24 protein-coding genes and 1 other annotated feature are annotated in these 26,353 nt (G+C 55.4%); of the genes, 18 read left to right on the top strand and 6 right to left on the bottom strand.

What is annotated here, in order from left to right; genetic code table 11:
* The first annotated feature begins 14 nt into the window (after window positions 1–14).
* From NLX71_RS01195 to NLX71_RS01180, 4 genes are all read left to right on the top strand, one after another.
* Window positions 15–797, top strand: a complete 783-nt coding sequence (locus tag NLX71_RS01195) for a YlmH family RNA-binding protein (protein ID WP_254361670.1) — start codon at window positions 15–17, stop codon at window positions 795–797.
* A gap of 118 nt (window positions 798–915) precedes the next feature.
* Window positions 916–1,395: a DivIVA domain-containing protein gene (locus NLX71_RS01190; protein WP_254361669.1), complete on the top strand. Its 480-nt coding sequence runs from the start codon at window positions 916–918 to the stop codon at window positions 1,393–1,395.
* Between the two features lie 60 nt (window positions 1,396–1,455).
* Window positions 1,456–1,724 (top strand) — a binding site (T-box leader).
* 49 nt (window positions 1,725–1,773) lie between these two features.
* Entirely contained in the window at window positions 1,774–4,542 is a 2,769-nt protein-coding gene (ileS, locus tag NLX71_RS01185) for an isoleucine--tRNA ligase (RefSeq protein WP_254361668.1), read from the top strand.
* A 78-nt stretch (window positions 4,543–4,620) separates the two neighbouring features.
* A complete protein-coding gene (locus NLX71_RS01180; protein WP_254361667.1) occupies window positions 4,621–4,947 on the top strand; it encodes a DUF5665 domain-containing protein in 327 nt (108 codons plus the stop codon).
* A 9-nt stretch (window positions 4,948–4,956) separates the two neighbouring features.
* Here the strand turns inward: NLX71_RS01180 and NLX71_RS01175 are convergent, their stop codons facing one another.
* A complete protein-coding gene (locus NLX71_RS01175; protein WP_254361666.1) occupies window positions 4,957–5,727 on the bottom strand; it encodes a TraR/DksA C4-type zinc finger protein in 771 nt (256 codons plus the stop codon).
* A 117-nt stretch (window positions 5,728–5,844) separates the two neighbouring features.
* Between NLX71_RS01175 and lspA the strand changes: the two genes are divergently transcribed.
* From lspA to NLX71_RS01160, 3 genes are read left to right on the top strand one after another with little or no spacing between them, the layout of a single operon-like run.
* The gene (gene lspA, locus NLX71_RS01170; RefSeq protein WP_254361665.1) at window positions 5,845–6,372 is read left to right on the top strand and encodes a signal peptidase II; all 528 of its coding nucleotides are present in this window, start codon (window positions 5,845–5,847) and stop codon (window positions 6,370–6,372) included.
* A complete protein-coding gene (locus NLX71_RS01165) occupies window positions 6,369–7,322 on the top strand; it encodes an RluA family pseudouridine synthase (protein WP_254361664.1) in 954 nt (317 codons plus the stop codon). The genes lspA and NLX71_RS01165 overlap by 4 nt, the downstream gene beginning before the upstream one ends.
* A gap of 18 nt (window positions 7,323–7,340) precedes the next feature.
* A complete protein-coding gene (locus NLX71_RS01160) occupies window positions 7,341–8,504 on the top strand; it encodes an aminotransferase A (protein ID WP_254361663.1) in 1,164 nt (387 codons plus the stop codon).
* A 61-nt stretch (window positions 8,505–8,565) separates the two neighbouring features.
* Here NLX71_RS01160 and NLX71_RS01155 read toward each other — a convergent pair whose 3' ends face one another.
* Window positions 8,566–9,714, bottom strand: coding sequence for an N-acetyldiaminopimelate deacetylase (locus NLX71_RS01155; protein ID WP_254361662.1), 1,149 nt, complete (start codon window positions 9,712–9,714; stop codon window positions 8,566–8,568).
* A 76-nt stretch (window positions 9,715–9,790) separates the two neighbouring features.
* Window positions 9,791–10,504: a 2,3,4,5-tetrahydropyridine-2,6-dicarboxylate N-acetyltransferase gene (dapD, locus tag NLX71_RS01150; protein WP_090670002.1), complete on the bottom strand. Its 714-nt coding sequence runs from the start codon at window positions 10,502–10,504 to the stop codon at window positions 9,791–9,793.
* 414 nt (window positions 10,505–10,918) lie between these two features.
* On the opposite strand from dapD, the gene pyrR reads away from it, so the two are divergent.
* The 11 genes from pyrR (at window position 10,919) to NLX71_RS01095 (ending at window position 23,626) form a co-directional block, all read left to right on the top strand.
* On the top strand, window positions 10,919–11,500 hold the full coding sequence (gene pyrR, locus NLX71_RS01145; RefSeq protein WP_254361661.1) for a bifunctional pyr operon transcriptional regulator/uracil phosphoribosyltransferase PyrR: 582 nt from the start codon (window positions 10,919–10,921) through the stop codon (window positions 11,498–11,500).
* Window positions 11,497–12,405 (top strand): aspartate carbamoyltransferase catalytic subunit, encoded by a 909-nt coding sequence (locus tag NLX71_RS01140; protein WP_254361660.1) that lies wholly within the window; start codon window positions 11,497–11,499, stop codon window positions 12,403–12,405. Before pyrR ends, NLX71_RS01140 begins: the two co-directional genes overlap by 4 nt.
* Window positions 12,406–12,451: 46 nt before the next feature.
* Window positions 12,452–13,735 carry a dihydroorotase gene (locus tag NLX71_RS01135; protein WP_254361659.1) on the top strand — a complete coding sequence of 428 codons (1,284 nt, stop codon included), beginning with the start codon at window positions 12,452–12,454 and terminating at the stop codon, window positions 13,733–13,735.
* A 328-nt stretch (window positions 13,736–14,063) separates the two neighbouring features.
* A complete protein-coding gene (gene carA / locus NLX71_RS01130) occupies window positions 14,064–15,239 on the top strand; it encodes a glutamine-hydrolyzing carbamoyl-phosphate synthase small subunit (RefSeq protein WP_254361658.1) in 1,176 nt (391 codons plus the stop codon).
* A complete protein-coding gene (gene carB / locus NLX71_RS01125; RefSeq protein ID WP_254361657.1) occupies window positions 15,226–18,441 on the top strand; it encodes a carbamoyl-phosphate synthase large subunit in 3,216 nt (1,071 codons plus the stop codon). Before carA ends, carB begins: the two co-directional genes overlap by 14 nt.
* 117 nt (window positions 18,442–18,558) lie before the next feature.
* Complete coding sequence (gene pyrF, locus NLX71_RS01120; RefSeq protein ID WP_254361656.1) at window positions 18,559–19,281, top strand: orotidine-5'-phosphate decarboxylase; 723 nt, start codon at window positions 18,559–18,561, stop codon at window positions 19,279–19,281.
* A 55-nt stretch (window positions 19,282–19,336) separates the two neighbouring features.
* On the top strand, window positions 19,337–19,996 hold the full coding sequence (pyrE, locus tag NLX71_RS01115) for an orotate phosphoribosyltransferase (RefSeq protein WP_254361655.1): 660 nt from the start codon (window positions 19,337–19,339) through the stop codon (window positions 19,994–19,996).
* A gap of 136 nt (window positions 19,997–20,132) precedes the next feature.
* Window positions 20,133–20,651, top strand: coding sequence for a sigma-70 family RNA polymerase sigma factor (locus NLX71_RS01110; RefSeq protein ID WP_254361654.1), 519 nt, complete (start codon window positions 20,133–20,135; stop codon window positions 20,649–20,651).
* Window positions 20,652–20,664: 13 nt separating this feature from the next.
* Window positions 20,665–21,786, top strand: a complete 1,122-nt coding sequence (locus tag NLX71_RS01105) for a hypothetical protein (RefSeq protein ID WP_254361653.1) — start codon at window positions 20,665–20,667, stop codon at window positions 21,784–21,786.
* Entirely contained in the window at window positions 21,783–22,748 is a 966-nt protein-coding gene (locus NLX71_RS01100) for an ABC transporter ATP-binding protein (protein ID WP_254361652.1), read from the top strand. Before NLX71_RS01105 ends, NLX71_RS01100 begins: the two co-directional genes overlap by 4 nt.
* Window positions 22,745–23,626, top strand: a complete 882-nt coding sequence (locus tag NLX71_RS01095) for an ABC transporter permease (RefSeq protein WP_254361651.1) — start codon at window positions 22,745–22,747, stop codon at window positions 23,624–23,626. The genes NLX71_RS01100 and NLX71_RS01095 overlap by 4 nt, the downstream gene beginning before the upstream one ends.
* A 124-nt stretch (window positions 23,627–23,750) precedes the next feature.
* Here NLX71_RS01095 and mtnB read toward each other — a convergent pair whose 3' ends face one another.
* The 3 genes from mtnB to NLX71_RS01080 are packed head-to-tail and all read right to left on the bottom strand — an operon-like array spanning window position 23,751 to window position 26,348.
* On the bottom strand, window positions 23,751–24,395 hold the full coding sequence (gene mtnB / locus NLX71_RS01090; protein WP_254361650.1) for a methylthioribulose 1-phosphate dehydratase: 645 nt from the start codon (window positions 24,393–24,395) through the stop codon (window positions 23,751–23,753).
* Window positions 24,385–25,053: a 2-hydroxy-3-keto-5-methylthiopentenyl-1-phosphate phosphatase gene (locus NLX71_RS01085; protein ID WP_254361649.1), complete on the bottom strand. Its 669-nt coding sequence runs from the start codon at window positions 25,051–25,053 to the stop codon at window positions 24,385–24,387. The genes mtnB and NLX71_RS01085 overlap by 11 nt, the downstream gene beginning before the upstream one ends.
* The gene (locus NLX71_RS01080) at window positions 25,050–26,348 is read right to left on the bottom strand and encodes a 2,3-diketo-5-methylthiopentyl-1-phosphate enolase (protein WP_254361648.1); all 1,299 of its coding nucleotides are present in this window, start codon (window positions 26,346–26,348) and stop codon (window positions 25,050–25,052) included. The genes NLX71_RS01085 and NLX71_RS01080 overlap by 4 nt, the downstream gene beginning before the upstream one ends.
* Between the last annotated feature and the right edge of the window lie 5 nt (window positions 26,349–26,353).

Raw genomic sequence — 26,353 nt, 5'->3', positions numbered from 1 at the left:
GGAGACGTAAACCGATGATGCAGGAACATCTACATGCCCACTTCCATCCAGACGAACACCGCTTTGTCGATAAGGCGGCGGAATGGGTGGAGCGGGCCGGGCAGCATACGGTCAAGCTGACCGATTTTTTGGACCCGCGGCAGACCTTTATCCTGGCCACACTCGCCAACCGAAACCCGGACGTGCAGATCCGATTCGACGGCGGACATCCGGGCGCGGAACGGAAGCGAGCATTGGTCGCTCCGGATTATCGCGTGCTGGACGACGAAGAGATGGAGATCAGCCTGATTGAAATTACTTCCGAGGACGAGAAGCTGAAGGAGCTGGACCACGGCGACTTTATGGGGGCGATCCTCGGACTTGGCATCAAGCGCGATAAAATCGGCGATATTTATGTGCGGGAAGACGGCTGTCATTTTCTTGTAGCTTCGGAAATTGCCGATTATATCCGGCTCAATCTGAGTCAAGTGCACCGGCTGCATGTGCGGACGGAGCAATTGCCGCTCGATAAGCTCGAGGCGACGGAAACGAAGCTGGACGAGATGTTTTTATCGGTCGCTTCGCTGCGTCTGGATGGCATCGTAAGCGACGTGTATCGGCTGAGCCGGGCCAAAGTGCTTGTTCCGATTAAAGCCGGGCGGTGCAAATTGAACTGGAAGCAGGAGGAAGATCCGAGCAAGCCGCTGAAGCAGGGCGATGTCGTATCGCTTCGAGGGTTCGGACGCTTCAAGGTGTTGGAAGTCGAAGGGCTAACCAAAAAAGGGAGATATCGCTTAAAAATCGGCAAATATGCGTGAACGCCGATTTTTTTTGTTTGCCGATGCAGGAATATGCCAGCAACTGTCGAATATAGGATTACGCATGCGCGGACAACAAGGATCATGCTTCTTTGCCAAATTTGCAGGAGGTGCAGCAATGGCTTTAACACCGCTCGATATACATAACAAGGAGTTCAGCCGCTCGTTTCGGGGATATGACGAAGATCAAGTGAACGAATTTCTGGATCAGGTCATTAAAGATTACGAATCGCTGATCCGTGAAAATAAAGAGCTGCAAAATCAGTTGGCCGCGATTCAAGAGCGTCTGGACCATTTTGCCAACATCGAAGAAACGCTTAGCAAAACGATCATCATCGCGCAGGAAGCTGCGGATGAAGTGAAAAATAACTCGAAGAAAGAAGCGCAACTGATTATTAAAGAAGCGGAAAAGAACGCCGACCGCATCATTAACGATTCGCTGACCAAAGCGCGTAAAGTATCGGTAGAAATCGAGGAGTTGAAGAAGCAGGCGTCAATCTACCGGACCCGGTTCCGCACGCTTATCGAGGCGCAGTTGGAGCTGCTCAGCAAGGAAGATTGGAGCTCGCTCGAACGGATGGAAATTGAGCAGCCGTAAGTTGGCCCAAGTTGACGTGGCAGCTCATTTCCGCTATACTCCCAGTATAAGTTAACATGAATCAAAGCGATGACTGGGACGAGTACTTGACGTCCAGCAGAGGCCAGCGAACCGGGGGAATGGTGCGAGCCCGGACTTCGGCGGTCAAGGAATATCCCCCAGGAGCATCTCTTGAACCTCATTCCGGAAGTAAAGAGCATCGGCTGATCCCGTTATCGATCATGGAGCGAAGACTTCGAGCCGGGCAGCGGCCGTGAACGTTACGGACGATTGCTTTGACGCTTGGTCGTCTTAATCAGGGTGGTACCGCGAGACTTCTCGTCCCTTAGGGATGCGAGGTCTTTTTTGTTGTAAAATCAGTTAGGAGTGAGACATTCGATGGATTATGGAAAAACGCTAAACCTGCTGCAAACGGATTTTCCGATGCGCGGCAACCTTCCGCAGGCTGAACCGAAAATGCAGCAGCATTGGGACGAGACGGATATCTACCGTCAAGTGCAGGAGAGCCGTAAGGGCAAACCGAAGTTTGTATTGCACGACGGACCGCCGTATGCGAACGGCGACATTCATATCGGCCATGCGCTGAACAAAATTTTAAAGGACATTATCGTCCGCTTCAAAACGATGCAGGGCTACGATGCGCCTTATGTGCCGGGCTGGGATACGCACGGCTTGCCGATCGAGCAGGCGATCACCAACAGCGGCAAAGTCGATCGAAAAAAAATGAGCGTGCCGGAATTCCGCGACTATTGCAAAGACTACGCCTTGCAATGGGTGGAGAAGCAAAAAGCGCAGTTCAAGCGTCTCGGCATACGCGGCGAATGGGACCGCCCATATATTACGCTGTTGCCTGAATACGAAGCCCAGCAAATCCGCGTTTTCGGCGGAATGGTGACGAAAGGCTATATCTACAAAGGGCTGAAGCCGGTGTACTGGTCGCCTTCTTCGGAAAGCGCGCTGGCGGAGGCCGAGATCGAATACCGGGACAAGACATCCCCCTCAATCTATGTCGCCTTCGACGTGCAGGACGGCAAGGGCAAGCTGCCCGAGGACGCCGCCATCGTGATCTGGACGACGACGCCTTGGACGATGCCGGCAAACCTGGGGATCAGCATTCATCCGGACTTCGATTACGTCCTGGTGGAAGCGGGGGGCCGGAAGTTTGTACTGGCGCAAGGACTGCTCGAAGCGGCCTCGAAGGAGATTGGCTGGGCCGATGCGAACGTTCTGCAGTCGTTCAAGGGCAGTGAGCTGGAGCATGTGCTCTGCCGCCATCCGTTCTACGATCGGACGTCGCTCGTGATGACCGGCGAGCATGTAACGCTGGAAGCTGGTACGGGCTGCGTACACACCGCTCCGGGGCACGGGGAAGACGACTTCGTGATCGGGCAAAAATACGGTCTGGGTGTCTTGTGTCCCATGGACGATCAAGGGCATATGACAGCGGAAGCGCCGGGCTTTGAAGGGCTGTTTTACGATAAAGCCAATAAGGCGATCACGGAAAAGCTTCAGGAAAGCGGCCACCTGCTGAAAATGGGCTTTATTCAGCATCAATATCCGCATGATTGGCGGACGAAGAAGCCGGTCGTTTTCCGCGCGACAGAGCAGTGGTTCGCATCGGTAGATCAATTCCGTCAAGCGATGCTGGACGAAATCAAGCGCGTGAACTGGACGCCGGAGTGGGGCGAGATTCGCCTTCATAACATGATCGCCGACCGCGGCGACTGGTGTATTTCCCGTCAGCGGGCATGGGGCGTGCCGATTCCGATCTTTTACTGCCGCAGCTGCAACGATCCGCTGGTCAACGAGACGACAATCGAGCATGTCGCTTCGATTTTTGAGCAGGAAGGCTCCAACGCCTGGTTCCTGCGTGTGGAGAAAGAGCTGCTTCCGACGGGCACCGTCTGTCCGAAATGCGGTCACGACCATTTCCGCAAAGAAACGGATATTATGGACGTTTGGTTCGATTCCGGGTCCAGCCATTCGGCGGTGCTCGAAACACGGGAAGAACTGCAATGGCCGGCCGATCTATATCTGGAAGGCTCGGACCAATACCGCGGCTGGTATAACTCATCTTTAGTTACCGGCGTGGCGGTCAAAGGACAATCGCCGTACAAAGGCATCCTGAGCCACGGCTTTACGCTGGACGGCGAAGGACGTAAAATGTCCAAATCGCTTGGCAACACGATCGATCCGAACCAGATGTGCAACAAGCTGGGCGCTGATATTTTGCGCTTGTGGGTGTCTTCGACCGATTTCCAAGCGGATCAGCGCATCTCGGATAACATTTTGAACCAGATTGCCGAGAGCTACCGGAAAATCCGCAATACGCTGCGCTTTTTGCTCGGCAACCTGAACGATTTCGATCCGGCTAAAGATCGCGTAGCCGTAGAACAAATGAGCGAACTAGACCGGTTCGCGCTGCTGCGTCTGCACCGGATGACGGATCGTGTCATCAAGGCCTATGACAAGTACGATTTCCACGTGGTGTATCAGACGGTGAACCATTTCTGCGCGGTCGATATGAGCGCGTTCTATCTGGATATTTTGAAAGACCGGCTGTATGCCAGCCTTCCGTCCGATCCGGCCCGCAGAGCGGCGCAAACCGTATTATACGAAGCGCTGACGGCAATAACTAAGTTGATTGCTCCGATTTTGCCGCATACGGCCGACGAAGTATGGAAATACATTCCTGGCACGACACTGCCGAGCGTACAACTCGCGGAGATGCCGACGGTCAATCTAAGCTTGTTTGATGTGAATCTGGAACAAAAATGGGAAAAGTTCAGCGGCGTGCGTGACGACGTACTGAAGGCGCTTGAAGAAGCACGAAAGGAGAAGCTGATCGGCAATTCGCTCAGTGCCTCGGTACATCTGTACCCGAGTGCGGAGACGTACGAGCTGCTCGGTAGCTTCGAGCGGTTGGATCTGTTGTTTATCGTTTCCGCGGTGAAGGTGCATCATCCTGACGAGACAGCTTCCGAGGGAGCTAAAACATTCAAGGGGCTTGCCGTAAAAATCGTAGTAGCCGATGGGGAGAAGTGTGAACGGTGCTGGATCGTTACGCCGGAGGTCGGTCATGACTCCGAGCATCCGACGCTGTGCAAACGCTGCTCGGGAGTGCTGAAAGCCGGCGCTGTAGGCTAATGGGCTAGCGAGCCATCCATGGGAGGTGAAGTTCTTCCCATGGAAAGCTCGTTACATGAAACCCGGGAGGGTTGCGCAATGGAACAGACGACGAAAAAGAACGATCAGGAAAAACTGCTTGAACAGGTGCACAAAAAAGTAAGCGAAATTGCTGCGGACATCGAAAGGACGCAAATTGCCGACTACGTTCTGCTCATGAACAGCCCGATCCGCCTGCTTTGGACCAACCTGATTGCCGGGATATCACGCGGCGTAGGCATTGCGATCGGTTTTACTATATTCGCTTCAACCATCCTGTATCTGCTTCAGGCGCTTAACGTGTTAAACTTGCCTATTATCGGGGATTATATTGCCGATATTGTCAAGCATGTGCAGTACCAATTGGAAGGAAGAAAAACGTACTAGCTCATAGCCTTACGGGAACCGGTCTTCGGCTTCTTCCTCGGGTTCGAGCAAGCCGTCTCCTTCGCCGCTGCGCATATAGTGTTGGTACGCCTTGTTGCGGACAACCGTGACTTGACGGCCGTACATGTCAGTTGCAAGAAAGCTTTCAATCGGTTCGACATATCCTTCGGTCTCATCGGCTTCGATCTGCATCTCGTTGTAGCTGTCGGACTCGTTCGGATCGTCGGCCATCGCCGGCGTATTGGACGTTCCCCAGCTTTCGACGATTTGCCAAGCGTCTTCGCCGTCGAATTGATTTTGCCCCTCGCGTTCGTCGAGACTTGTTCTTCCGAACGGCGGGTCAAGAAATTTTTCTTCCGCGGGACGGCGTTGGGACATATCGGGGTCGGGTACATGCTCCACGCAGTATGCGGTTGTAGGGACGGCTTCCAGCCGTTCGTGCGGAATCGGCTGCCCGCATACCCGGCAAATGCCGTATTCCCCCGATTCCATGCGTGCGAGAGCCTCGTTGATGTCGGTAAGCTGGTGCTCGGCATTTTCGTGAAGAGCGATATCTTTGCCACGCTCGTACATCTCGGTGCCCAAGTCGGCCGGATGGTTGTCGTAATTGGAAAGCTCGCCGGTCTGGACGCGCATGGAATCGCCAAGTCCCATATGCTCGCGCGATTCCAAGTGCCGCTCCAGCCACTGCTTTTCTTCCGTCAGCTTGGCTTTGAGCGCTTGCAGTTGCTGCCCGGTAAGCGGACCGGATGAACCGGATTCGAACGGAAGGTTTGTCAAGAAAAGCGCCTCCTTTTGATTAAAGCAAGCATGTATTGTTATTTTTCGCGCTGCCCGTTGTTTTTAGCTAGGTAAATGTATGCAGGTTGTCAGCAAGCCCAATAAGGAGTTGTTATCTTGAGATATTACATTTACGCTTTCATCGTTCTCCTGTTGGACCAGGCTACCAAATGGCTCATCGTAAGCCGTTTGGAGCTGGGGGAATCGCGCTCGGTCATCGGCGAGTTTTTCCAAATCACTTCTCATCGGAACGCCGGAGCGGCTTTCGGTATTTTGCAAAATCAGCGCTGGTTTTTCCTGGTCATTACCGTTTTTGTAGCGGTTGGGGTGGTCTGGTATTTGCAGAGGACGCGTAAAGAAGGAAAGAAGCTGTTGCCTTTTGCTCTGAGCTTGCTGCTCGGAGGCGCGCTAGGCAATTTTATCGACCGTGCGCTATTTGGCGAAGTTGTGGATTTTCTCGATTTTCACTTCCGTTTCAGTTTTTTCGGTATCCCGGTGAACTATCCGTTTCCGATCTTTAACGTTGCCGATTCTGCGATTGTCGTCGGTGTCGCCTTGATCTTCGTGGAATCGCTGATCAGCTGGCGCCAGGAATCGAAACAAAACGCCGCCAACAAGCTGGAAAGCGGGGATGCACAATCATGAATGTGACCGAGCAAGGATGGTTGGAACAGGATCAGCGATTCGAATGGACGGCCGAGCCGGAAGACGCTGGAGAACGAATCGATAAGTTCATCACGGAAGCGCTGGAGGAAGAAGTGTCCCGCACGCAAGTGCAGCAGTGGATCAAGGACGGCTGCGTGAAGGTCGACGGCCGCGCGGTGAAGCCAAACTACAAGCTTTCCGGTGGAGACGCGATGACACTGGTCATGCCCGAACCGGAAGAGCTGGTGCTTACGCCGGAACCGATTCCGCTGGACGTTGTGTATGAAGATTCGGACGTAATTGTCGTAAACAAGCCGCGGGGCATGGTCGTGCACCCGGCGCCCGGACACTACAGCGGAACGCTCGTCAATGCGCTTCTGTATCATTGCAAGGATTTGTCCGGCATTAACGGCGTCATTCGGCCCGGCATTGTTCATCGTATCGATAAGGATACGTCGGGTCTGCTGATGGCTGCGAAAAATGATCTGGCTCATTCGGGGCTGGCTGCCCAACTGAAGGCCCATACGGTCAATCGCAAATATTTTGCCCTTGTGCATGGCAACGTTCCGCATGAGAACGGCACCGTCGATGCGCCGATCGGACGCGATTCGAAGGATCGGAAGCTGTATACTGTCACCGAACGGAACAGCAAGCATGCGGTAACGCATTTTCTAGTAGTGGAGAGGTTCGGCGATTACACGTTGTTGGAACTGAAGCTGGAGACGGGGCGCACGCATCAGATTCGGGTGCACATGAAGTTTATCGGACATCCGCTTGTGGGAGATCCGGCGTATGGTCCTTCCAAAAATAAAGGGGTTTTGATGGAGGGACAAGCGCTTCACGCGGCCGTGCTCGGATTCGAGCATCCGCGCTCGGGAGCGGAGCTGCAGTTCGAAGCGCCGATTCCGGACGATATGCAGCGGGTTCTGGAAGTGCTAAGAACAAGGTAAGGAACATGGGGGAACGTTATGGAACAGCTTGAGCGCTTAATTAATCCGAGTGTCAAGGAGATTCAAATCTCCGGCATCCGGAAAATTTCCAATTTGGTTGCGAATTATAAAGACGCCCTCACGTTGACGATCGGTCAGCCTGATTTTCCGACGCCGGACCACATTATGCGCGCGGCCGAGCGGGCGATCGAAGAGCAGCGGACGACCTATACGTCGAATCCGGGTCTACCGGAGCTGCGGCAGGCTGCGGCGGCGTTCATCGAACGCAAATACGGGCTCAGCTATTCCGGGCTGGAAGAAGTGCTTGTAACCGTAGGTGCGAGTCAGGCGCTGGACATTACGCTTCGCACGATTTTGGAGCCGGGAAGCGAAGTGATCTTGCCGGGTCCGATCTACCCGGGCTATGAGCCGCTCATTCGCCTGTGCGGCGGCGTGCCGGTGTATGCGGATACCCGCGGCACCGGCTTCAAGCTGACGGCGGAAGTGCTGGAGCCGTATCTGACCGACAAAACACGGTGCGTCATTCTGGCCTATCCGTCCAATCCGACCGGCCGGGTGATGAGCGCTGAGGAGCTTGCCGACATTGCCCGGCTGCTCGAATCGCGCAAGCTGTTCGTCATTTCCGACGAAATCTATAGCGAGCTGATCTACGACGGGCCTCATCGTTCCATCGCCTCCCTGCCTGGGATGCGGGAGCGTACTATCGTCATAAACGGATTGTCGAAATCGCACTCGATGACGGGCTGGCGAATCGGCTTTACTTTTGCCCCGGCTTATTTGACGCAGCACATGGTGAAGGTACACCAATACAACGTTACTTGCGCAAGCTCCATCAGCCAGTATGCAGCCATCGAAGCGCTGACGGCGGGAATCGACGATGCGCTGCCGATGCGAGCCGAATACGTGAAGCGCCGGGACTTCGTCTATAACCGGCTCGTCGAGATGGGCTTCGAGCTGGCGAAGCCGGAGGGAGCGTTTTATTTATTCCCTTCGATTGAGCGCTTTGGCTTGTCTTCTATGGATTTTGCCATGAAGCTGCTGAATGAACAGCGGGTAGCCGTTGTGCCGGGAGATGCGTTCTCCGCGCTCGGGGAAGGCTATGTTCGCTTATCGTACGCTTATTCGATGGATGTGTTGGAGCGGGCCATGGAGCGGTTGAAGGTATTCGTAAGCGGCCTGTAGGTAAAAATAAAAGCTTCTCATCCGTTCTCTGTGACAGAGATGGTGATGAGAAGCTTTTTTGCTATTGTTCGCTTTTCCAATTCAGGAAGCGGCTCATCAGGTCGATGGCGAAGTCGATGGCGCGTTCGTCCGGCTCAAGCTTCGCATGATGCAGTCCGTAAGGGGTCCCGACGCCGAGCCAGAACATAAATCCGGGTATTGTCTCGAGAAAATAACCGAAATCTTCCCCGGTCATCGCTTCAGTACATTCGATCAACTGAAGGGGAACTGAATGGTCCGTATCTCGAACCCAGGTCATAAATTGGCCCGTCACATCCGCTTCGTTAAACACCTGCCGGTAATTGGCGCCGTAGTCGATCTCGGCCTTGCAGGCGAAAGCCGTCTCCATTCCGGCGACGAGCGCCTCGATCCGGGACTTGACGAGCGACATCGTATCGGCGGAGAGCGACCGTATCGTTCCTTCCAGGCGGGCTGTCTCGGCGATAATGTTCTGCTTCGTGCCGCCGTCGATTTTACCGATTGTAATGACCGCCGAATCAAGGGGATTCACATTGCGGGAAATGACGGTTTGCAGTTGTCCTACAAGCTGGCATGCGGCAATGACCATATCGTTCGCGTTGTGCGGGAAAGCTGCATGTCCGCCTTTGCCTGTCAGGGTGATGAACAGCTCGGAAGTATTGGCAAACAAGATGCCGGGCCTCGTAGCCACGGTGCCTACCGGATATTCCGGCGCGACGTGCAAGGCGAAAATTTCGTCAGGCATCCACTCCCGGAGCTCTTCGCATTCGAGCATCGGCTTGGCGCCTCCGGGTCCTTCTTCCGCGGGCTGAAAAATAAAGGTCAGATTATCGCGGATCGGCTGCTGTGCAAAATGAGTCAGGATGCCGAGGCCGATGGACATATGCAGGTCGTGTCCGCAAGCGTGCATAAAGCCGGGATGCTCCGAACGGAAATCGTACTCGGTATCTTCCGTAATCGGCAAGCCGTCGATGTCGGCGCGGTAGCCGAACCGACGCTTGGGCGCGGTTCCTTTCACATTTACGATAATGCCGGTTCGCCAAGTGCGGACTTCGAGCCGCTCTTGCGGCAAGGATGCGATGTAATCCAGCAAATACCGCTGGGTCTTAAACTCTTGAAACCCGAGCTCCGGGATTTTATGCAAATCTCTGCGAATTTGGACAAAGCGGCTCGGGTTAACGGCTACGGACATGTCAGCAATGCCTCCTTAGGTTAGAGAATGAAGAGAAAGGCCCGGCGTCAGATCGCCGAGCCTTGAATGCGCCGAATTACAGGTTGCGCAGGTCTTTCAAAATTTCCGTTTTGGACTTCGTTTTGTCGTCCACTTTTTTGATGACGCGGGCAGGGGTACCGGCAACGACGCTGAACTCCGGCACGTCTTCAACAACGACTGCGCCTGCAGCGACGACGGAGCCTTGTCCGACGCGTACGCCTTCGAGAATAACGGCGTTAGCTCCGACGAGCACGTCGTCCTCGATCACGACCGGTTGCGCGGAAGGCGGCTCGATCACGCCCGCGAGGACAGCGCCTGCGCCGATGTGGCACATTTTACCGACTTTCACGCGGCCGCCGAGAATGGCGTTCATATCGATCATCGTACCTTCGCCGATGGTTACGCCGATGTTGATCACGGCTCCCATCATAATGATCGCGTTGTCGCCGATGCCGACCATGTCGCGGATGATCGCGCCCGGTTCGATGCGGGCATTGACATTTTTGAGGTCCAGCAGGGGTACTGCGGAATTGCGGCGGTCATTTTCCACCACGTAGTCTTCGATTTTGCCGGCTTCTGCGTCCAGCACGCTTTTTACTTCCGCCCAATCGCCGAACAGCACGCCGCTTTTGCCGGAGATGAACGCTTGAATATGGTCTCCGAAGGAGATGGATTCCAGGTCGCCTTTGACGTATACTTTAACCGGGGTCTTTTTCTTGCTTGTTTTAATGAGATTAATGACATCTTCCGTATTCATTTCGATCGACATAAACGGGATTCCAGCTCCTTATGTAGTGATACCGTGAACGACAAACGGGCATGATCCGTTGTCCCGAAGATCACGAACTACATCTTTTATAGCATAAAACGCATGCCCTAGCAATCCTTGGCCGATTGAACCGGGGGCGATTAGGGCGCGATTCGTAGAGTATTGACATCGGGTGTCGAACATGGCATAATGCTTGTAACTGAATAGCACCTTTAAAATCAGTCCCGTGAGGCTGGCAAGGTGAACGACGAATCGAACGGTCCAAGCGGATGCTCCCGACGGCATAGATGCCGGTGAGGTGTGTCCGTCCCGGTGTGACCTGTTCTGTTCCTGTGTGCGCAAACCTTGCCGATACGGCAAGGTTTTTTTATGGTCAAAATCGCGAAAGCTTTGGTGAAGGAGGTTGCCTGACCGATGCAGTCTGCTGAGCATGTGTTAATGGATGAAACCGCGATACGGCGGGCTCTGACGCGTATTGCCCATGAGATATTGGAGAAAAACAAGGGTTTCGAAAACTGCATGTTAATCGGTATCCGGACACGGGGGATTCACCTTGCGAAGCGGGTGGCTGACCGCATCCGCGAGATCGAGGACATACCCGCTCCCATCGGCGAAGTGGATGTGACCAAATACCGGGACGACCGGAGCGGCTTGCTGGAAGCGACCGTATCGGGAGCCCGGGAAGATGCGTCGGGAAGCGAGCAGGCGAACGATCGTCTGGAGGTTCACAACAAAAAGCTTATTTTGTTCGATGACGTGCTGTTCACGGGACGCACCGTAAGGGCAGCCATGGATGCCCTGATGGATCTCGGCCGGCCGCAAATGATTCAATTGGCGGTGCTGGTGGATCGGGGGCACAGGGAACTGCCGATTCGTCCGGATTTCGTAGGGAAAAACATTCCGACGTCCCGGCTCGAAAGTATCGAGGTACAGGTGAATGAAGTGGATGGGGTGGATCAAGTCGTCATTACAGGACAGAGGGGGCCAAACGAATGACACAGCTTCAAGTACAGTCGGAAAAACATTTGCTAGGCACCAAAGGACTAAGCGCCGGAGAACTGAACGCGATCCTTGATCGTGCGGCCCACTGGGAACAGCATCCGGTAAAAGTGACGAACCAGCTCCAGGGGCGCTTTGTCGCCAACATGTTTTTTGAGAACAGCACAAGAACGAGATTCTCCTTCGAGGTTGCGGAAAAAAGGCTCGGAGCGGAAGTGCTCAACTTCGCGGCAGCCGTCTCCAGCGTACAGAAGGGTGAATCGATCTACGATACGGTACGTACGCTCGAATCGATGGGCATCGACGCCGGCGTCATCCGCATGAAGCCCAACGGGCTGCTGGCCGAGCTGGCGCAAAAAATCAAAGTCCCGCTGATCAACGCGGGCGACGGCAACAACGAGCATCCGACGCAGGCGCTGCTCGATCTGTATACGATGCGCAAGCAGTTCGGCGAGATCCGCGGCCTTCATGTGGCAATCGTCGGAGACATCCAGCACAGCCGCGTGGCCCGCTCGAACTTGTGGGCGCTGCAAACGCTGGGAGCCAAAGTAAGCTTCTGCGCGCCGCCGATCATGCAGGCCGCCGAGCTTGCAGAGCATGCGCCTTACATCTCGTTCGACGAAGCGCTGAAAGCCGACGTGATCATGATGCTGCGCGTGCAGCTCGAACGGCACGAAGGCTCGCTGTTCGGCTCGGCGGAGGAATATCGCGCCGCGTACGGGTTGACGGCAGAACGCGCCGCCCGCATGGCGCCGCACGCAATCATCATGCATCCGGCTCCGTTCAACCGCAATGTAGAAATCGACGATGAGCTGGTGGAATGCGAGAAATCGAAAATTTTTACGCAAATGAGCCATGGCGTGCCGATCCGGATGGCGGTCATCGAGCGGGCGCTGAGCTAAACCGAATCCTGACCTACTACGAAGATGAAACGAAGCGGAGGTTCTCATGGGAATTTGGATATTGAATGCCAGCGTGTCGGCTGGGGGCAATGAATTAAAGAAAAAGCACGTGTTCGCGAATGGCGAGCGCATCGAGCAAATCGTCGACGCAGGGAAGACTTTACCGAATACGGCCGGACATACGGTTATCGACGCCCAAGGCAAGCTGCTGGCACCCGGACTCATCGACATGCACGTGCATCTGCGCGAACCGGGCTTCGAATATAAGGAGGATATCGCGTCGGGCACCCGTTCTGCGGCGCGCGGCGGCTTCACCACGATTGCCTGCATGCCGAACACGCGGCCGGTCATCGATACGGTGGATACGGTGCAGTACGTGCTGAACAAGGCGCAAACCAAAGGCATCGTACGCGTCCTGCCTTACGGCTGCATTACGAAAAACGAGCTTGGCCGCGAGCTCACGGACTTCGATGCCTTGAAGGAAGCCGGGGTCATCGGCTACACGGATGACGGCGTCGGCGTGCAAAGCGCGCAAATGATGAAGGATGCGATGGCCAAAGCAGCCTCGATCGGTATGCCGATTATTGCGCACTGCGAGGACAACACGCTGGTCGAAGGCGCAGCCGTTAGCGAAGGAGCGTTCGCTCGCAAGCACGGACTCAAAGGAATCCCGAACGAATCCGAAGCGATTCACGTCGGTCGCGACATTTTGCTGGCTGAAGCGACAGGGGTACACTACCATGTGTGCCACGTCAGTACGGAGCAGTCGGTCCGCCTGATCCGTCAAGCGAAGCAGATCGGCATCAAAGTAACCGCCGAGGTCTGCCCGCACCACCTGCTGCTGTCGGACGAAGACATTCCGGGGATGGATGCGAACTGGAAAATGAACCCGCCACTGCGCACACCGCGCGATGTACAGGCCTGCATTGAGGGCCTTGTTGACGGCACGATTGACATCGTGGTCACCGACCATGCTCCGCACAGCGAGGAAGAGAAAGCGCGCGGCATGCAGCTTGCGCCATTCGGCATCGTCGGCTTCGAGACGGCCTTCCCGCTCTTGTACACGAAGTTCGTCGCTACGGGACAATGGACGCTGGAGTTTCTGCTCGATAAAATGACCAAGCTGCCGGCGCAAGTATTCGGACTTCCTTGGGGAACGATCGAGGTTGGCAAAGCCGCTGATCTGACGCTGATCGACCTCGAAACGGAGAAGAAGGTCAACCCGGCGGAATTCCTCTCCAAGGGACGCAACACGCCGTTCACCGGCTGGAGCTTAAAAGGCTGGCCGACCTTAACCATCGTCGGCGGCAACGTCGTCTGGTCCGAGTAGGAAAAGCGAGTAGACGACCGCCAAAAGGGGAATCTACAGTTAGGGAAATAAAGGAACAAAGTTCCTTATTTATAGAAGTGATTTTGTAGAAAGAACGGCTTGAGTGACGTCGCGCACGAATACCCGCAGCACCGTAAAGCGTGTCCGGCCGGCCGCGGGGGCGTCAGCCTCCGCGCCGGCCGGACAAACGCGATCCCCCGTCGCAGCTCCTTCAAAGCTACATACCCCCTTGTGCGACAACTTGGGGGTCCAGGGGCAACGCCCCTGGGGTCCCCCTTTAAAAAGGGGGATTTAGGGGGATTAATACCACATAGGGAGATGACAGCAGATGCAGGCAAGATTGTTGTTGGAAGACGGTACGCTGTTTACCGGCAAAGCATTCGGAAGCACCGGCGACTCGGTTGGCGAAGTCGTATTCAATACAGGCATTACAGGATACCAAGAGGTATTGTCCGATCCGTCCTATTGCGGCCAGATCGTGACCATGACGTACCCGCTGATCGGAAACTACGGCATTACGCGCGACGATTTCGAATCGATTCGCCCGTTCATTCACGGGTTCGTCGTTCGCGAGCATGAAACGGTACCCAGCAACTGGAGAGCCGAGTACTCGCTGGACAGCTTGCTTAAAGAATACGGCATTATCGGCATCAGCGGCATCGATACCCGGATGCTGACTCGCCGCATCCGTCACCACGGCGTCATGAAAGGCATGCTGACCACCTCCGAAAAGCGTGTGGAAGAGCTGCTGGAGCAGCTTAAAGCATCGCCGCTTATGACTGATCAAGTGTCCCGCGTATCTACAAAAAGCGTGTTTAGCGCACCGGGCACGAAAGAGCGCGTCGTGCTCGTCGATTTCGGCTCCAAGAGCGGCATTTTGCGCGACTTGACCAAGCGCGGCTGCGACGTCGTCGTCGTGCCGCAGGATACGACCGCGGACCAAATCCGCCGGCTGGCGCCGGACGGCATTCTGCTGTCCAACGGCCCCGGGGACCCGAAAGACGTGCCGCATGCGGCAAAAATGATTGCCGAACTGCTCGGCGAATTCCCGATCTTCGGCATCTGCCTCGGGCATCAACTGTTCGCTTTGGCGGGCGGCGCCGATACGGAAAAGCTGAAATTCGGCCATCGTGGCGGCAACCACCCGGTGAAAGATTTGATTACGGACCGCTGCTACATCACATCGCAAAACCATGGCTACACCGTAAAAGAAGAGTCGATCGCCGGCACGGATTTGGAAGTGACTCATATCAACAACAACGACAAGACGATCGAAGGGCTGCGCCACAAAAAATATCCGGCCTTCTCCGTTCAGTATCACCCGGAGGCAGCGCCGGGACCGTTCGATTCGAGCTACTTGTTCGATGACTTCCTGCAGCTGATCCGCGACCATAAGCAAAACAACCCGCAGCTTCCGCGTCAGGCGCAGATCGCAGCGGCATACAAAGCGGGCAGCACGGCCGTATCCGCATCGAAAGGGGAGCTCCACTATGCCGAAAAATAATAACCTCAAAAAAATTCTCGTGATCGGCTCCGGTCCGATTGTCATCGGACAAGCGGCGGAATTCGACTACGCCGGTACGCAAGCTTGCCAGGCTTTGAAAGAAGAAGGCTTCGAGGTCGTTCTGATCAACAGCAATCCCGCGACGATCATGACCGATACAAATATGGCCGACAAAGTATATATCGAACCGATTACGCTCGACTTCGTCAGCCAAATCATCCGCCAAGAGCGCCCAGACGGCTTGCTGCCGACCCTCGGGGGGCAGACTGGTCTCAATATGGCCGTTGAGCTGGCGCGCGCCGGCGTGCTGGAGCGCGAGAACGTGAAGCTGCTCGGTACCCAGTTGACGGCAATCGAGAAAGCCGAAGACCGCGATTTGTTCCGTGATCTGATGCGTGAATTGGAACAGCCGGTACCAGAAAGCACGATCGTCACGACGGTGCAGGAAGCGCTCGATTTTGCGAATGAAATCGGCTATCCGATTATCGTACGTCCGGCGTACACGCTCGGCGGCACAGGGGGCGGCATCTGCGCCACCGAGGAAGAACTGCTGGAAACCGTTGCCTCCGGTATTCGCTACAGCCCGATCGGTCAATGTCTGATCGAGAAAAGTATCGCCGGCATGAAGGAAGTCGAGTACGAGGTGATGCGCGACGCGAACGACAACTGTATCGTCGTGTGCAACATGGAAAACTTCGATCCGGTCGGCGTTCATACGGGCGACAGCATCGTTGTTGCGCCGAGCCAGACGCTGTCGGACCGGGAATACCAGATGCTTCGTTCCGCATCGCTCAAAATCATCCGCGCCTTGAACATCGAAGGCGGATGCAACGTGCAGTTTGCGCTGGACCCGCACAGCTATCAATATTACGTCATCGAAGTGAATCCGCGGGTTAGCCGCTCGTCGGCGCTCGCTTCCAAGGCAACCGGCTACCCGATTGCCAAAATGGCAGCTAAAATCGCGATCGGCTATACGCTCGACGAAATCGTCAACCCGGTAACGGGTCAGACATACGCTTGCTTCGAGCCGACGCTGGACTATATCGTATCCAAAATTCCGCGCTGGCCGTTCGATAAATTTACGTCGGCAAACCGCAAGCTCGGCACGCAAATGAAAGCGACGGGCGAAGTCATGGCCATCGGCCGCACGTTCGAGGAGTCGATTCACAAAGCGGTCCGCTCCCTTGAAATCGGCGTGCACCGCCTGTATCTGAAAGATGCGGAGACTTTGGATCAAGACACGCTTGAGCTGCGGCTCGTGAAGCCTGACGACGAGCGGATCTTCCTGATCGCCGAGGCGCTCCGCCGCGGATACAGCGTACAGCAATTGCAGGATTTGACCAAGGTCGACTGGTGGTTCCTGCATAAGCTGGAAGGCTTGATTGCCTTCGAAGCCGAGCTGCTGCAGCCGGAGCTGAGCGAAGAGCTGCTCCGCGAAGCGAAGCGCAAAGGCTTCACCGACCGCGCCATTGCCGAACTGCGCCGTCAAGCCGACAAAGGGCTGAGCTTAACGCAGGAAGCCGACGTTCGCGCATACCGGATCGGCTTGGGGCTGAAACCGGTTTATAAAATGGTCGACACCTGCGCCGCGGAATTCGAAGCGACGACGCCTTACTACTACTCGACTTACGAGACAGAAGACGAAGTCAAGGAAACGACAAAGCAAAAGGTTGTCGTGCTCGGCTCCGGTCCGATCCGGATCGGTCAAGGGATCGAGTTCGATTACTCGACTGTGCATGCGGTGTGGGCAATCCAAAAGGCCGGCTATGAAGCCGTCATTATCAACAACAATCCGGAGACGGTGTCTACGGACTTCAATACATCGGACCGGCTGTACTTTGAGCCGCTGTTCTTCGAGGACGTCATGAACGTCATCGAGCGCGAGCAGCCGATCGGCGTTATCGTCCAATTCGGCGGACAAACCGCGATCAACCTCGCGGCACCGCTCGTGAAAGCGGGCGTGCGCATCCTCGGCACGGATTTGGAGAACATCGACGCGGCTGAAGACCGCAAAAAATTCGAAGCGCTGCTGCGTCAGCTGGACATCGCACAGCCGCCGGGCGGTACGGTATCCTCGGTGGGCGAGGCTGTCGGCATGGCCTCCCGCTTCGGGTATCCGGTGCTTGTTCGCCCGTCGTATGTCCTTGGCGGCCGTGCAATGGAAATCGTCTACTCCGACGAAGAATTGCTCAGCTACATGGAATATGCGGTCAAAATCAATCCGGAGCATCCGGTTCTCATCGACCGTTACATGCTCGGAAAAGAAGTTGAAGTCGATGCGATCTGCGATAAAGAAACGGTACTAATCCCGGGCATTATGGAGCACGTAGAGCGGGCCGGCGTTCACTCCGGCGACTCCATCGCGGTATATCCGCCGCAGACGGTATCCGCCGAGCTGAAACAAAAAATTATCGACATTACGACCAAAATCGCCAGAGGGCTGCAGATCGTCGGTCTCGTCAACATCCAGTTCGTCATCTATCAAGACGAAGTGTATGTGATCGAAGTCAACCCGCGCTCCTCGCGTACGGTTCCTTTCCTTAGCAAAGTGACGAAAATTCCGATGGCCAACGTCGCAACCCGTGTCATTATGGGCGAAAAGCTGGCCGATATGGGTTACCAAACCGGCTTGTGGCCGGAAGACAAGTTTGTATCCGTCAAAGTGCCGGTCTTCTCCTTCGCGAAGCTGCGCCGTGTCGATACGACGCTCGGACCGGAGATGAAATCGACGGGCGAAGTGATGGGCCGCGACAAAACGTTTGCCAAAGCGCTGTATAAAGGCCTGATCGGCTCCGGCATGAAAATTCCGCCGACAGGCGCGATCATCGCTACGATTGCCGATAAAGACAAAGACGAAGCGATGGAAATCTTCCGCGGCTTCGACAGACTGGGCTATCGCATCGTCGCTACAGGCGGAACGGCACAGGCTCTGGAGGACGCCGGTCTCCAAGTGACCCGCGTCAGCAAGCTGAGCGAAGGCTCGCCGAACATTCTCGACCTGATCCGCAACGGCGAAGCGCACTTCGTCGTCAATACGCTGACGAAAGGCAAGACGCCGGAGCGCGACGGCTTCCGGATTCGCCGCGAAGCGGTGGAGAACGGCATCGTCTGCATGACTTCGCTGGATACGGTTAGCGCGCTGCTGCACGTGTTGGAGTCTACCTACTTCCAATCCACGGCCATGCCTGCGAATCACGCATAACAACAATTGTATTAGCACAGCGTTCCGCTCCTTGCGTAATGCTGTGCTAATCCCTTGATTAGGCCCTTCTACGAGCGGTCAGATTTATCCGATTTTAAAGAAAAGGGGCGGTAACTTGTGTCTACCAACTTAACGGCAGCGAAACGGATCGTGGTTGCGCTCGATTATGCCGAGGCGAAGCAGGCGGAGTCACTCGTCCGGTCGCTGGAAGGCATTCCGTGTTATTTGAAGGTGGGAATGCAGCTGTTTTACAGCGCCGGTCCGGCGTTCGTACAAATGCTTAAAGAAAAAGGCTACAACGTCTTTCTCGATCTCAAAATGCACGATATTCCGAATACCGTCAAGGGCGGCGCGGAAAGCATCACGAAGCTTGGCGTAGACATGTTCAATGTGCACGTAGCGGGTGGCAAGCAGATGATGGAGGCGGCGATGGAAGGCGTGGACAAAGCGCTTCAAGGCGCAGCCGCTTCGAAGCCGATCGTCATCGGCGTTACGCAGCTTACCAGCACAAGCCAGGCGGTCATGAACGAAGAAATCGGCATCGAAGGTACGATAGAGGATGCGGTGCTCCGGTATGCCCGATTGACGCAAGCCGCCGGTCTTCACGGTGTGGTAGCCTCTCCGCTGGAGGTTGTTCGAATTAAAGAGACGTGCGGAAGCGGCTTTGTGACCGTGACGCCGGGCATCCGTCCGGCAGGAGCGGACATCGGCGATCAATCCCGCGTCATGACGCCGGAACAGGCGTTTGCTCAAGGGACGGACTTTATTGTCATTGGCCGTCCGATCACAGCCGCGGCGGACCCGAGAGCGGCGCTGGAAGCGATTATCGCCTCCGTTTAACCAGCGTGCTAAGGTTCGTTATTTAGATAAGACACCCTTTTAAGGAGGAACTTGAATGACAACCCCATCGATTCGTATAAATCCGGAGCTGGCCGGGGAAATAGCCGCCGACCTGCTCGCGATCGGCGCCGTGGCGCTTCGTCCGCAGCAGCCGTTTACTTGGACGTCCGGCCTGAAATCGCCGATCTACTGCGACAACCGGCTCACCATTTCGTTTCCCGAGATTCGCGAACGGATCGCTGAAGGCTTCGTTACGCTCATCCGCTACAATTTCCCGGATGCCGAGGTCATTGCCGGAGCGGCAACCGGAGGCATTCCGCATGCGGCTTGGGTAGCCCAGAAGCTCGGTTTGCCGATGGTTTACGTACGCGACAAGGCAAAAGGCCACGGGAAGGAAAACTTGATCGAAGGCTTGATTAAGCCCGGTCAGAAGACGGTGGTCATCGAGGATTTAATCTCGACGGGTGGCAGCTCGCTCAAGGTGGCCTTGGCTGTAAATGAAGCCGGAGCGCAAGCTCTCGGGGTACTCGGCATCTTCTCGTATCAGTTCGAGAAGGCGCGAGAAGCCTTTGCCGGATCTGGCATTCCTTTTGAGACGCTGACGAATTACTCAGTACTGCTCGACGTCGCTCTTCGGAACGGCAGCATTCAGGAGCAGGATTTGCAGGCGCTAAAAGCATGGAGTGAAAATCCGAGCGAATATGGCAAAGCCTAAAAAGAATTTTTGGCATTCGAATTCTTCCGCTACGGTAAAGGGAAGGGCTCGGATGCTTTTCTATTTTCACCGGGTGATATAAAATAATGTTGATCCCTGTCTTATGTATAGCTGCAGCTGAAAGGAGGACTTCACATTGGAACATCCGGATTCCGATTATTTCCATCATATATTTTATAAGCATTACCCGTCGGTGCGCCGAAAATTGATTGCGTTGGTCCGCGACGAGGCAGCCGCTGAGGATTTGGCACAGGAAGTATTCCTGCGTCTATACCGCAATCCGCCGGACGATCCGCAGTTGATCGGCGCTTGGCTTCATCGGGTATTGACCCGGATCGCCTACGATCATATGTCCAAGCGTGCCCGCGAACGGGCGCTTCAAGAGAAGCAGGAGCTTCATCTGCGGGTAACGAAGCAAGAAGGCAAGTCGAACGAGGAGACGGTATTGGAGCAGTTCGAGCACGAGGAATTGCGCGGGTGGCTGGACCAGCTTTCGGAACGGGACCGGCAGGCGCTGCTGCTTCGTTTCTCCGGCTACAGCTATGCGGAGATCGCCGAGAAGCTTCAAATTCGCGCGCCGCTTGTAGGCACGCTTATCCACCGGGCGACCGCCCGATTGAAACGGCATGCGGAATTGCAAACTCAAGTTGAATAGGAGGGCACGGCATATGACGGAGTCATTTGCAAGGAAAAATTCCGATCCCACGGATGCCGCTTGGGCGAAGCTCCAGCAGCGACTTGCTTCAGAACCGAAGTCGCTCCGCTGGGAGCAGTGGGCGAAAGAAGCCAATAAAATAAACTCGTCGGCAGCAGAAGCCGGGGATATAGAATCGTTACAATCGATCGCTATATCCGATAATCGTCCGTTGCCTGTTTTGGAACCGGATAGGACAACGGCGGAGACGCCTAAAGCTTATCCCTTCGTCCGTTGGATCAGAAGGCGGAGCAAAAGGGTGGCCGCAGCGGCCGCAGTGCTGGTACTGGCCGCTTTCCTCAGCACGCCAATCGGGAACGAGGCGCTAGCTTCCATATTGAATAAATTTCGAATGCAGGAAATGACGGTCGTTCAGGAAAACGATCTCCGGTCTTTGTTGAGCAGCGTTTTTCCCGACGGGCAAACGAGAGAGAGTATCAACAAGCTTGGCACATTCACGAATACGTCCGGCAAAATAGACGGACAATTCCCAGCCAACAAAATTTCCGAGATTTTGGGGCGCAGCATCGTCATTCCGAAGGACTACACCGGAGAGCAGGAGAAGCCTTACATTAGCCATTCCAAGACAATAACGTTCAAATTAAACGTTGACGAAGTGAATAAGGCAATGTCCAGACTTGGGGCAAAGCAGACGCTGCCTAAATCCATTGATGGCAAACCGATTACGCTTGAAACGAGTGAGACGGTCTACATGAATGTGAAAAACGGTAAAGGCAACTACTCCCTGACACAACAGCCGATCCCCGTCGTATCCGTCGATCCGTCCATTCCGGTGGCTGAGGCGCTGCAAGCTGTTTTGCAATTCCCGCTGCTGCCGGATAATCTGAAGGACAGCTTGCAGAACGTGGACTTGCTTACGACCGGAAACGTGCCGCTGCCTATCATCATGAATCGGCCTTCGGAGAAAGTCAAGGTGGGAAGTACGGATGTGCTGGTCATGACGGATTCTATAGACAAGCGTCAATATTACTTTGCCATGTGGGTAAATCAAGGTCAACTCTTTGGGCTAAATGGCGACAATTTTACCGACCGCGAAGCGCTGCTTGACAAAGTGAAGGAGCTGATCGGCTCTTGAACGAGCAAGCCATTACAGCGCATGATCTGACGAAAGATTACGGCAATGGCCGCGGCTGCCGCAGCATTACGATTACCGTAGGGGAAGGGGAAGCCTTTGGCTTCCTCGGCCCGAACGGGGCGGGCAAGAGCACTTTTGTGAAAATGCTCGTAGGCTTGATCCGGCCGACTGAGGGGCACGGTACGATTTGTGGCCATCCGATCGGCTCGTTGGAAGCAAGAAGGCATTTTGGCTACTTGCCGGAGCTGTACCGGTATCAGGAATGGCTCAGCGGCGAAGAAGTGATTTGGCTGCATGCCCGGCTATGCGGGGTTGAAGCTTCCGAGGCGAAGCGGCGCATACCGGAGCTGCTCGACCTCGTCGGCCTAGGGCTTCGGGGCAAAGACCGGGTCAAGAGGTACTCCAAAGGAATGCAGCAGCGGCTTGGATTGGCTTGCGCTCTGGTGAACGACCCGCCTATCGTTTTTTTGGACGAGCCGGCCTCCGCGCTTGATCCCTTGGGCCGCAGAGACGTACGAGAATTGCTCCATCTGATGAAGGCGCGGGGGAAAACGATTTTTCTCAACTCGCACCTGTTGGAGGACGTGGAACTGCTGTGCGACCGCGTCGCGTTGCTGAATAACGGTCAAATTCTGCAGGTCGGCACCGTGGCCGACGTGCTGCACGAGACATCCCGCTGGCACCTTCGTGTCGGCGGGTTTGCGCCGTTTTTGCTGGAATGGCTTCAGGAAGCTTCGGGCTTGACCGTACGCCTTCTTGCCCATAAGGAAGGGACGGCAGCGGAAGAGGACGCGGTCTGGCTGGAAGCGGAGCTGGAGGATGAAGAGCAGATCGGCTGGTTGAACTCGCTTGTCATCGAGCAGGGGATGACGCTGTACGAAGTGAAGAAGGCAAAAACGAAGCTGGACGAATGGTTCGTCAGCTCCGTTGCCGGACGGAGCCACAGGGGGGAACGCGAATGATCACCATCATCGGCTCGACTTGGAAAGAGCTGCTTCGCAAGCGGGTTATGCTGCTGACACTGCTGATGACCGTTATTTTCTTGTTCGCCTTCTGGTTCGTAGCCAAAACTATCGGAGCAAGCTTGCATGAGAGCCATTTTGCATCGGACATGCAGCATTTGATTGCCGTTTACGAACGAAGCGCGATGATCTTGTCGCTCGGCTTTTTTTTCGGTTCGTTCGTCATTGCTTTTTTGTCCATCTTCAGCTCGTTCTCCGTCATCGCAGGGGAAGCGGAGCAGGGCGTGCTGCAGGCGCTGATGACGCGTCCATTGTCTCGTTTGTCCTGGTACATGGGGCGGTGGATCGGTTTTGTTAGCTGGGGAATCGGTTATGCGGCTCTGCTCTTTACATCGATTCTGCTGGTATCCTGGATTCATGCCGGAATTCCCGGAGATATCGTATCGCTGACGCGTTCGTTTGCCTTGTTTATATTTGTTGTGCCGCTGCTTGTGTCTTTATCGATGCTGGGCTCCTGCCATTTTTCTTCCACCGGGAACGGTGTGTTGATGACGATGCTCTATGGGGCGGGATGGCTCGGGGGCATGATTGAAAAAGTAGCAGGCTCGATCCAAATCGATCAAAATATAGCCATTAAGCCGCTGCTGACGATTGCAGGAATCATGTCGCTTGTTATGCCGGCCGACTCACTGCAAAGTCGGATGCAAGCAGAACTGTTTGCCATAACCGAGCTTCAAGGACTGGTGAAATTGAGAAGCGTTTTCGATATCTTCAGTTTCGATCGTGTGCCTTCAAACGCCTTTTTAATGTACAGTGCCGGATATATGCTTATAATGCTGCTGCTCGGCTTATGGTCGTTTCGGAGAAAAGACTTATGATCCGTACGCGTCCCCCAAAAAAGCCCGTCTGCGCCATTCATCGCTTGTTTGCGATGAGCGGGGTAGACGGGCTTTTGTACGGGTTCAGTTGGCCGCGCGCGAGCGTTGAGGCGGCATATCGGGGTTATTTCTTCAGCAGGGCCCAGCGATAGGCGTACTCGAATAGAAATTCGAACGCTTCGAGGTGCCGCTTCGCTTCGAAGGCATTGGCGCCCCACGCGTAAATGCCGTGCTTGCGCAGCAGAATGCCGGGAATGCGCGGCACGATTGCGTCTTCGACCAATTCGGCAATCCGCGGAATTTCCGCATAGTTGGGCAGAATCGGGATATCGATGTGCGCTTCCTCTTCCCAAATATTGAAAGCCTTGATCAGCTCGACGCCGTCGACCGGCACGCTGCCTCGTTCCGCATACAGCTCGGAGATCAGATTGTTAAACACAGTGTGCACATGAAAAATAGCGCCGCAGCCCGTCAAACGGTAAATCTCGCAATGAATCAATGTTTCCGCGGACGGCTTCAGCCCGGTCGTTTCGATCGGTTGGCCCGACTGGTCGACTATCAAATAATCGGACGGCGTATTGACCGACTTGTCCTTGCCGCTGGCCGTGATGGCAAACGCAAACTGCTCGGGAGAAAATTCTCCCGTCCGGATTGACAGGTTGCCGCTTGTTCCCGGGAACAAGCCGCGTGCGGCCAGCAAAGTTTTAATCTCCCGCAGCTCGGCGAACGCCTGCTGCTTTTCTTCCAAACGAATGGCGCTAAAGCTCACGCACTTTCATCTCCTCTAACCGCTTGATCACGTCGTGAAAATCTTCAAAAGGATAGTAGTTCAACCCAAGCTCCTGGCACAGCTTGATCAGATGGGAGCGGGCGAATACCGTATCGGCGAGCTTGGCCCCGGCAAAATCGGTGACGCTGTCGCCGATCATAATGCGCTCGTACGTCTCCCGCGGGTAGGAGCGAATAATTCGCGTTTTGCACATGCCGCAGTCGTTGTCGCATTCCGCGTCGCACGAATGCGGCCACAAAATGCGAATATGCGTGCCGCTGAAGTTGCTCGCGTTGCAATAGATGTTCTCCTTCGGAATCGCAAACGACGACAGGACGGGATAAACGAAAAAGTCGATTCCGCCGCTTGTCACCAGGAAGTGGATGTCCTCCTGCTTGCAGTAATCCAGCAGCTCGCGAAACCCGCTGCGAATCGTCACGTTGCCGATCGCGTAATCGACGACTTCCTGCCGGCGGGAGGTCGGAAGCAGCGCAAACATGCGTCCGACGCCTTCTCGAATCGTAATTTCCTTGGAAATAATTTGATTAACCAACGTATCCCAGCCCTCAGGCTGAAAATGCTTCATAATCGCTACGATATTGTCGTTGACGGTAATCGTCCCGTCGAAATCGCAAAAAATAACCCGCTGCTTGCTCATTCTTTGATCCCCCATGCGTCAATTGCGGCTTGCAGCTCCGGATGCCCGTCTGCGGCATACTCCCGCAGCGGAACCCCTGCCTGACAGCCGTCGATCGCCTGCCGGAAGGCCCGCCCGCCGGCCGCAGCGCCCATAGGATGGCCATGGACTCCGCCTCCGGCATTGACGACCACTTCTCCGCCAAAATCCCGCAAGATGAGCGGCACAAGTCCGGGATGAATGCCGGCCGAAGGAACTGGGAAGCTCGCTGCAAGTGGAACTTGCCCGTTCGCAGACGGTGTTGCGCCGTCCCCGCCGTAGATATAGTCGGCCGTTTCGGTTGTCAGCAGCGCTTCCTTGATCGCCATGTTCTCTTCCCTCGGCATAACGACGGAACCGTACGGCGAAGGGAACAGCACGAGATCGGCCCCGGCTAGCCGCATGAGCTTGCCAAGCAGCACGTTCGCGGCGATGCCGTGATACGGCGACGGATACAAGGCGCCGGCAAGCGACGGATGGGCCATCAGCGGCACGTTGACGTCAGGGTGACGGCTTAGCTCGCTAAGCGCGTCGAAGCCATAGGCGAGCACATTGAACAGCAGCGCATTGGCTCCGGCGTCGATCGCTTTTTTGGCTTGTTCGACGAGCCCGAAGGTCGGTCCGGTCAAATTGGCCGCGTACAGCAGCTTCTGGCCGGTTTCCCGCTCGGCTTCGGCCGCTGCCTTCATGCACAGCTCAACCCGCTTCTCGATCGGAGTCAGCGGATTCTCAAACAAAATCTCGTCGTCCTTGATCAGATCGACGCCGCCGAGCGCCTGCTGATAAAACTGCTCCCGCAGCGCGGGAAGATCATGGCCGATCACCGATTTGAAAATGCTCATGAGCAGCGGACGGTCGTAGACGCCAAGCAGCTTGCGCACGCTCTCGATACCGAAGCGCGGTCCTGGGAAGGCGGATAAGAACGACTCGGAGAATGCCAGGTCGATCAGCTTAATCCGGCCGTCCATCGACAGCTTCCCGAAAACCGTGACGAGTAGGGCGGGGATATCGCGGCTGAAATTAATATCGGGATAAGCAATACGAATATCGGCATATCTTGCGGAAGCGGGCTCGCCCGCAGACGGTTCGTGTACGTCCACGCTGACGACGCGGCCGAGATGTTTTTCCATCTCCGCCTTGCGCGCTTCCGGCAGCTCGGTCCAGCTTCCGACGGTTAGACCGACGGCGATGCCGGTCGCTTTTTTATGAAAATCGGCTTTCTCGTCGTAGCAACGGTAGGTGGCTACGCAATACGCTGAGGATATAGCAAGACTCACAAACT

The organism is Paenibacillus sp. MZ04-78.2 (assembly GCF_024213375.1).
Taxonomy (GTDB): domain Bacteria; phylum Bacillota; class Bacilli; order Paenibacillales; family NBRC-103111; genus Paenibacillus_G.
This window is presented reverse-complemented; position numbering and strand designations above follow the sequence as displayed.